Genomic DNA, 6,647 nt, shown 5'->3' with positions numbered 1-6,647 from the left:
TTCTACATGGGAGCCGCTCCTAACCAGCAGATTGAACCTTCGGTTAAATGGTTGCTGAAGCATAAAGGCAAGGAATTCTTTCTGGTTGGTTCTGACTACCTTTTTCCGCGTACTGCCAACACTATCATCAAGGCACAACTGAAAGCTAATGGGGGTAAAAGCGTTGGCGAAGATTACATTCCTCTAGGTAGTAACGATGTCATGGCTGCGATCGCTAAAATTAAGCAAGCTTTACCAAATGGAGGTGTTATCTATAATACCTTAAATGGAGATACTAACATTGCCTTTTTCAGGGAATTACAAGCCTCTGGTTTACATCCCGATAAGTATCCTTCTATGTCTGTGAGTATTGCAGAAGAAGAAGTTAAAGCGATTGGAATTAATTATCTTGTCGGTCACTACGCAGCTTGGAATTATTTTCAAAGCGTCAAAACTCCTGCAAGCGACAAGTTTGTGAAAGCGTTCAAGGCGAAATATGGTTCGGATCGCGTGGTAAACGATCCGATGGAAGCCGGTTACATTATGGTATATCTCTGGAAGCAAGCGGTTGAGAAAGCAAAAACGGCTGATCACCTCGAAAAAGTGAAAGCTGCGGCTTACGGTCAAAGTTTCGATGCACCTGAAGGTAAAGTCACTATAAACGTCAACCACCACTTATCTAAGTTCGTGCGGATTGGACAAGTCAAAGACGATGGTCTATTCCAAATTGTCTATGAAACCAAGGATGCTCTACAACCGATACCTTGGAACCAATTTTTAGCTGAAACCAAAGGTTATGCTTGCGATTGGCTGAATCCTTCTAAGGGTGGTAAGTATAAATTGACGTAAATTATTCCTCTCATCCTTCCAAAATGCTATGCATTAGTGCCGGATAACAATTTATTTATCGTGTTATCAAATTTACAAATCCCTATTAAGCAGTAATCTCCTTACTGCCCTACAGTTGAAGTTGGAGAATTTGAAGTTGGAGAATTCAATTTAATTGCCTGTTGTGTTTCTCGTACCTCCCACTGGCACAGTTTTTGATTTGGTTGGTTGTAATTAATCGCCATTGTAAAGCTGCGGGATTGGACGCTGTTGTTGCGGAAATTTACAACAGCCTTAATATAGTTTCCTCCTGCAAGCCCCGTCCATTGCAATGCATTACCGGAAGACTGATCGGGAACAAAGCGCATTTTATACCTCACCCACTCTGGCGGATCACCAGGACGGACAAACAGCAAATCATCAACAATGTCTGCCGTCCGTTCCAGCAGATCGGCGGAAATAAAGCTACAACTGTTAGCAGTGTCTCCTTTAACTAACGCTAAGTAGGGACGGTCAAAGGAAGACTCTGCTTGTTGAGATTGAACTCTCTGGTTAGAGAAGAGGATTAAGGTAATAGGGAGTATCAGGAAAACAGCTTTTTTCATAGTTCAAAATCTAACTAAATGTCGGGTAGGGAGTAGCAGACTTTGTTTTCAAGTAATCTCTGCTTTATTCAGTTACAAATGAAAAAATTCATGCACCAGAAATTGTGGTGCTGTTCTAGCTTTTACAGATCTGTCAAAGTCTCAACTTGCCTCCGCTTGCGATCGCAAGCGGAGGGCAATAAGAAAGACTACGTTCAATTTCAACGTGCTACTTTACCCGTTGCAAATATTTATTAGGGCAGCCTATTCCTAACAGTGTAAATAATGCTGTTTTATGAAACGTGTACCGTAGGAACAAGTTGACCTGCTCTACAGACAGAGTTCTAAATCAAGTCAATCTGTGATGTTCAATACATCTTGTTTTTGATTTTACAAGCCTGAACAATAGACTATCCGTGGTTTGTTGCATCACGCCTACAACTATGCCAGCAATGCAGAACAATTGAATTATTTAACTAATTTGGCGTAATTCCCAACGGCTCTATAGCCTGATGTGTTTTTTATATAAATTTATCTTATATTTTATATTACTTATTCCTATATTTTTTAAGTTTTATTTACAAGCTTTAGAGGATATTCTAAAGACTATATGTCATTAATTCATGACATTTGTGAAGCTGCTAAATTTTTTTAATTTGCACAAACGAAGGTATGTGAATTTTGTACTCGTACAAACGCTGATTTATTGGCTGGATGTACCAATGAAATAGCAGGTTAGAAGCCTACGTTGTAGAGCCAGCCTGCTTACAAATTTGAGGTATTTCTTTGTCCACTGAAGTTGTCATTGCTTGCCTTCTTCATTTGTAAATTTGAGGGTTGGCTAGGACACAGTATTATGCAGGCATTTTTCCGAACTTAATGCCTGTTTGTCATGGTTGCTATGGAGAATTATGAAAGGCTATTTACCCAAAGGGCGAATTAATTACACCTATCTATCCAGATTGAATTACAAGAACGTTCAGTTGAAATGCAAGAATTACTGGTTCAAGATACGCGGGAGTAGGCGTTCAGTTCCTCTAGATAGACCCCATCATATACATATCTTTTGGAGTTGGTTCGGTAGTTTTCTGGGAATATCAGCAACGGCTTACCTCTCGGTGAAAATGAATTCTCCTCTGCTGATGGCTCCCTTTGGTGCCACGAGCGTATTGATCTTTGGTGTACCTGACAGTCCCTTGGCTCAACCCCGTAATGTAATTGGTGGTAATTTCGTGGCTGCTTTAGTGAGCCTGACTATTCTACATCTTTTTGGTTCGGAACCTTGGGCGATGGGAATGGCAGTGGCGACAGCGATTGGGATGATGCAGCTTACTGGAACTTTGCATCCCCCTTCGGGAGCAGTTGCATTAGTTGTGATGATGACGAAAGCATCTTGGCAATTTCTGCTAACTCCTGCACTTGAAGGTTCTATTATTCTGGTACTTTGCGCTGTGGTTTTCAATAATCTTGCACACGAGAGGACTTATCCCAAGTACTGGCTGTAGCCCTCATCAGAACGAATCTCTATCAGAGATTGAAACTACTTTCAAAGGGTGGGCATTACCCACCCGACAATTTATCTTTCCACTTGGGCGACTTCTTTCGGCACACCAGCAGTCAAAACTTCATGACCTGTAGCTGTCACCAAAACATCATCCTCAATCCGAATCCCAATACCAACCCAACGCGGGTCTGTCTGTGGCTGGTCTTCAGCGAGCTTGGTATCTGGCACAATATAAAGTCCCGGTTCTACGGTCAGCACTTGACCTGGTTGCAGAATCTGCGGTTTATCTTCACCGTGCTGATACACACCCACATCATGAACATCTAAACCTAGCCAATGACCAGTACGGTGCATATAATATGGCTTGTATTTCTCTTCCTCAATCAGCTTGTCAATTTCACCCTTGAGGATGCCAAGTTCGACTAAGCCTTCTGTGAGGACGCGGACGGCAGTATCATGAATGAGTTTGTAGGGATTGCCTGGTTGCACTTGGGCTATGGCTTGCTTTTGTGCTTCCAAAACAAGCTCGTACAGCGTCTTTTGTTCTGGCGTAAATTTACCTCCCACTGGCCAGGTACGCGTGATATCAGAGTTGTAGTAACCATAAGCACAACCAGCATCAATCAGCAGCAACTCTTTGTCCTGTATCTGCCGATTGTTTTCAATGTAATGCAGAACACAGGCATTCACTCCAGAAGCCACGATTGAGGGGTAAGCGGGTCCATTCGCACCCCGCAGGCGAAAGATATGTTCGATTTCTGCTTGAATTTCGTACTCGTAGCGTCCGGGTTGGGTAAACTCCATTGCGTGATTGTGTGCTTCAACTGCAATATCAGCAGCTTTGCGCATCAACTCCAATTCTGATTGACTTTTAATGAGCCTCATGCTATGAAGAATGGGACCAGTATCTTCAATGGCAATTGGTCCTGTACCCCGCTTGGGATAAGTCCGCATCAAACGCTGCCAAAGGTTGAGGATTTTGTCGTTGAAAGTGCGATCGCGTCCCAGATGATAGTAAATGCGATCAGCTTTCTCCAAATACTGGGGCAACTTTTCATCAAGTTCGGTAATCGGGTAAGCTTCGTCTGCACCATACACTTGTTTTGCCGCTTCTACCCCACACCGATAACCGCTCCAAACTTCCTGTTCCCTATCTTTCGGTTGTACAAACAGCACAAACCGATGTTCTGGGTGTGATGGTGCTAAAACTGCTACTGCTTGCGCTTCGTTAAACCCAGTCAAATAGTAGAAATCGCTATCTTGGCGAAAAGCGTATTCCACATCGTTGTGCATCACCGCTGTTGGCGCACTGCGAAAAATTGCAATACCATTGCCAATCTTTGACATCAATTGCTCACGGCGCTGCCGATATTCTGCCTGCATAATCAAGAGCGTGTTTTTTTATGACCTATTCTCTCAAAAGTATAGATTTCTGAGTAAAATATGCGCTTCTTGAAATCAAAAATCATTATTACTATACTTTTGATAGATTTTCTTTGATAAGATAAAAATGATGATTATGGTTATTTTACCGATCAACCAAATCCGACAAGAAGTTATACTATCTACTGACGGGGTCTCTACCTAAGTATTATTTCTCTATAAAAACATATAGCTTGTACGAATTAGTACAAGTTTGTTTGAGTTGAGCGGCTCAAACATGTTCCCTAGTCAGGCTAGAGATGACAATGGCTAAATTTCCTATAATTGAATACGATCAGCTGACGGATACCAAAGTCAAAACGATATATCAAGAAATCCAGGTTGAACTTGGGTTTGGTATAGTACCAAATCTATTTAAATCAATGGCAATCAATCCTGATGTGCTGGAAGCGAACTGGAAGAAATTTCGCGCTACAGTTCTAAAAGGAGATGTTCCACGCACACTCAAGGAAATGCTGGGAATTGCCATTTCCCAGGCACATCGCAGTGATTATGCATTGAATGTCCACTTGCATGGATTATCATCCTTGGGGATGAGTGAGGAAGTTTTAAAAACCTTGGTATCACATTTTGCAGCTTGTCCGCTTCCTCAGCGTGAAAAAGCAGTAATCAGCTTTGGCTTGAAAGCCGCTATCGAACCCCATCAGCTGACAACTCAAGATTACCAACATCTGTATAAGCTAGGTTTGGACGATTCTGAGATATTTGAGATTGTTGCCACAGCAGACTTATTTACGAGTATAAATCGGTATACTGACGCGATCGCACTCGAAATTGATACATTATGACTTTTATCCCTGCCTTTATTGGTAGTAGGCTGGACGAACAGGACTATCAACAACTGTTGCTTCTTTCCCGTCGCCTGCTTGCTGAGGCGCAAGCGCTTTCCAGTCGTATTGCTGCTGTTAATGAAATTGCGATCGCAATGAATCGTTCGCTCAAGTTGGATGAGATTTTGCAGGTTGTGGGCAAACAAGCAAAATGGTTGTTAGACTTCGAGCATTGTAGTGTTTGCCTGTGCAACACTAACAATTCTTGGCGTGTAGTGAGGCTGTTTGGTCCTACTGTCGAATTTGACTTTTTTGATCTGACAAACATGGGTGCAGTTGGTATGAGCCTGAAAACAGGTCAAGTTCAACTCATTCAGGAAAATTCTGCAAGCGGTTTTCTTAGCCAGTATCAATCGCAGGTCATCATTCCTTTAGAAAGCGATCATCAGGTAATTGGTACTATCAACTTTGCCACAAGAGCACCAAACATCTACACTCAAGAAGATGTACGGATTGGCTATTTACTAGCCGTGCAATTATCAGCAGCCATTCGTAATGCTCAACGTTTTGAAGAGTTAAATCGGTTGTATCTTGAATTAGAAGAAGAAAAACGCAAGACTGACCAATTGCTTTTAAATATACTACCAACAGATATTGCTTCTGAACTCAAGCAAAGTGGTACAGTTCAGCCTGTTTATTATGAATGTGCCTCTGTTCTGTTTACAGACTTCAGGAATTTTACCAAGTTATCAGAACAGCTGACCCCACAAGAACTAGTTGATGAACTCGATTACTGTTTTTCTTGCTTTGACCAGTTTATAGAAGCACATAATTTGGAAAAATTGAAAACAATTGGTGACAGTTATATGTGTGCTGGAGGAATTCCTACTTCTAACAAAACCCATGCCATTGATGCTGTACTCGCTGCTATCAACATTCGCACCTTCATGGAATGGCGCAAAAAAGAGAAGCAGGTTTTGAACCAACCATACTGGGACATTCGTATTGGTATCCATTCAGGACCATTAATAGCTGGTGTGATTGGACACAAAAAGTTTGCTTACGATGTTTGGGGTGACACTGTTAACACCGCTTCCGGGATGGAATCGTCTGGTGTTTCTGGAAGCATTAATATTTCCCAAGCAACTTATGAGTTAATTAAAGATTTTTTTGCAGTTCAATATCGAGGAAAAATTACTGCTAAAAATAAGGGTAAAATCGATATGTATCTTGTGGATGGTATTAAAGAGAATCTGGCTTTAGATCCAACAGGTCTATTACCAAATAAAGAATTTAATCAACTGTATTTTGCTATCCAATCAGGTGCAAATACACAAGAAGCATCGGATTTTAGATAATTCCTTGATCAGATTGGCTGTTATCTTCGTTTCCAAACTCTTACAGGTGATTGAATCATGTGTCTAACCCAGATTCCCCATGAGTCAATGTACTTAAAAATTCTGCTCTCAGCAGCTTGTCGCTTTTCTCCCGCCGCTAACCCGAAGTACCGGGTGTAGCGGGGGATTCACTCATATTGCT

6 protein-coding genes are annotated in these 6,647 nt (G+C 41.7%); 4 read left to right on the top strand and 2 right to left on the bottom strand.

Translation table 11 applies throughout. From position 1 onward, the window contains the following. Positions 1–828, top strand: an 828-nt coding sequence (locus tag V5G28_RS33585) for a transporter substrate-binding protein (protein ID WP_332987420.1), incomplete at its 5' end; no start/stop codon positions are given. Positions 829–929: 101 nt separating this feature from the next. Here V5G28_RS33585 and V5G28_RS33580 read toward each other — a convergent pair. Next, a complete protein-coding gene (locus V5G28_RS33580) occupies positions 930–1,412 on the bottom strand; it encodes a hypothetical protein (protein ID WP_332987419.1) in 483 nt (160 codons plus the stop codon). 890 nt (positions 1,413–2,302) lie between these two features. Between V5G28_RS33580 and V5G28_RS33575 the strand changes: the two genes are divergently transcribed. Further along, complete coding sequence (locus V5G28_RS33575; protein ID WP_332987418.1) at positions 2,303–2,896, top strand: HPP family protein; 594 nt, start codon at positions 2,303–2,305, stop codon at positions 2,894–2,896. 71 nt (positions 2,897–2,967) lie between these two features. Here V5G28_RS33575 and V5G28_RS33570 read toward each other — a convergent pair whose 3' ends face one another. Continuing rightward, positions 2,968–4,278, bottom strand: a complete 1,311-nt coding sequence (locus tag V5G28_RS33570; RefSeq protein ID WP_332987417.1) for an aminopeptidase P N-terminal domain-containing protein — start codon at positions 4,276–4,278, stop codon at positions 2,968–2,970. Between the two features lie 305 nt (positions 4,279–4,583). Between V5G28_RS33570 and V5G28_RS33565 the strand changes: the two genes are divergently transcribed. After that, entirely contained in the window at positions 4,584–5,126 is a 543-nt protein-coding gene (locus V5G28_RS33565) for a carboxymuconolactone decarboxylase family protein (protein WP_332987416.1), read from the top strand. Beyond that, on the top strand, positions 5,123–6,466 hold the full coding sequence (locus tag V5G28_RS33560) for an adenylate/guanylate cyclase domain-containing protein (protein WP_332987415.1): 1,344 nt from the start codon (positions 5,123–5,125) through the stop codon (positions 6,464–6,466). The genes V5G28_RS33565 and V5G28_RS33560 overlap by 4 nt, the downstream gene beginning before the upstream one ends. Positions 6,467–6,647: the final 181 nt, after the last annotated feature.

The sequence above is a fragment of the Scytonema sp. PRP1 genome (genome assembly GCF_036697665.2).
In the GTDB taxonomy this organism is placed as follows: Bacteria; Cyanobacteriota; Cyanobacteriia; order Cyanobacteriales; family Nostocaceae; genus Kalymmatonema; species Kalymmatonema gypsitolerans.
Note: the sequence above shows the minus strand (reverse complement) of the source record. Positions and strands in the feature narration are given on the sequence as shown.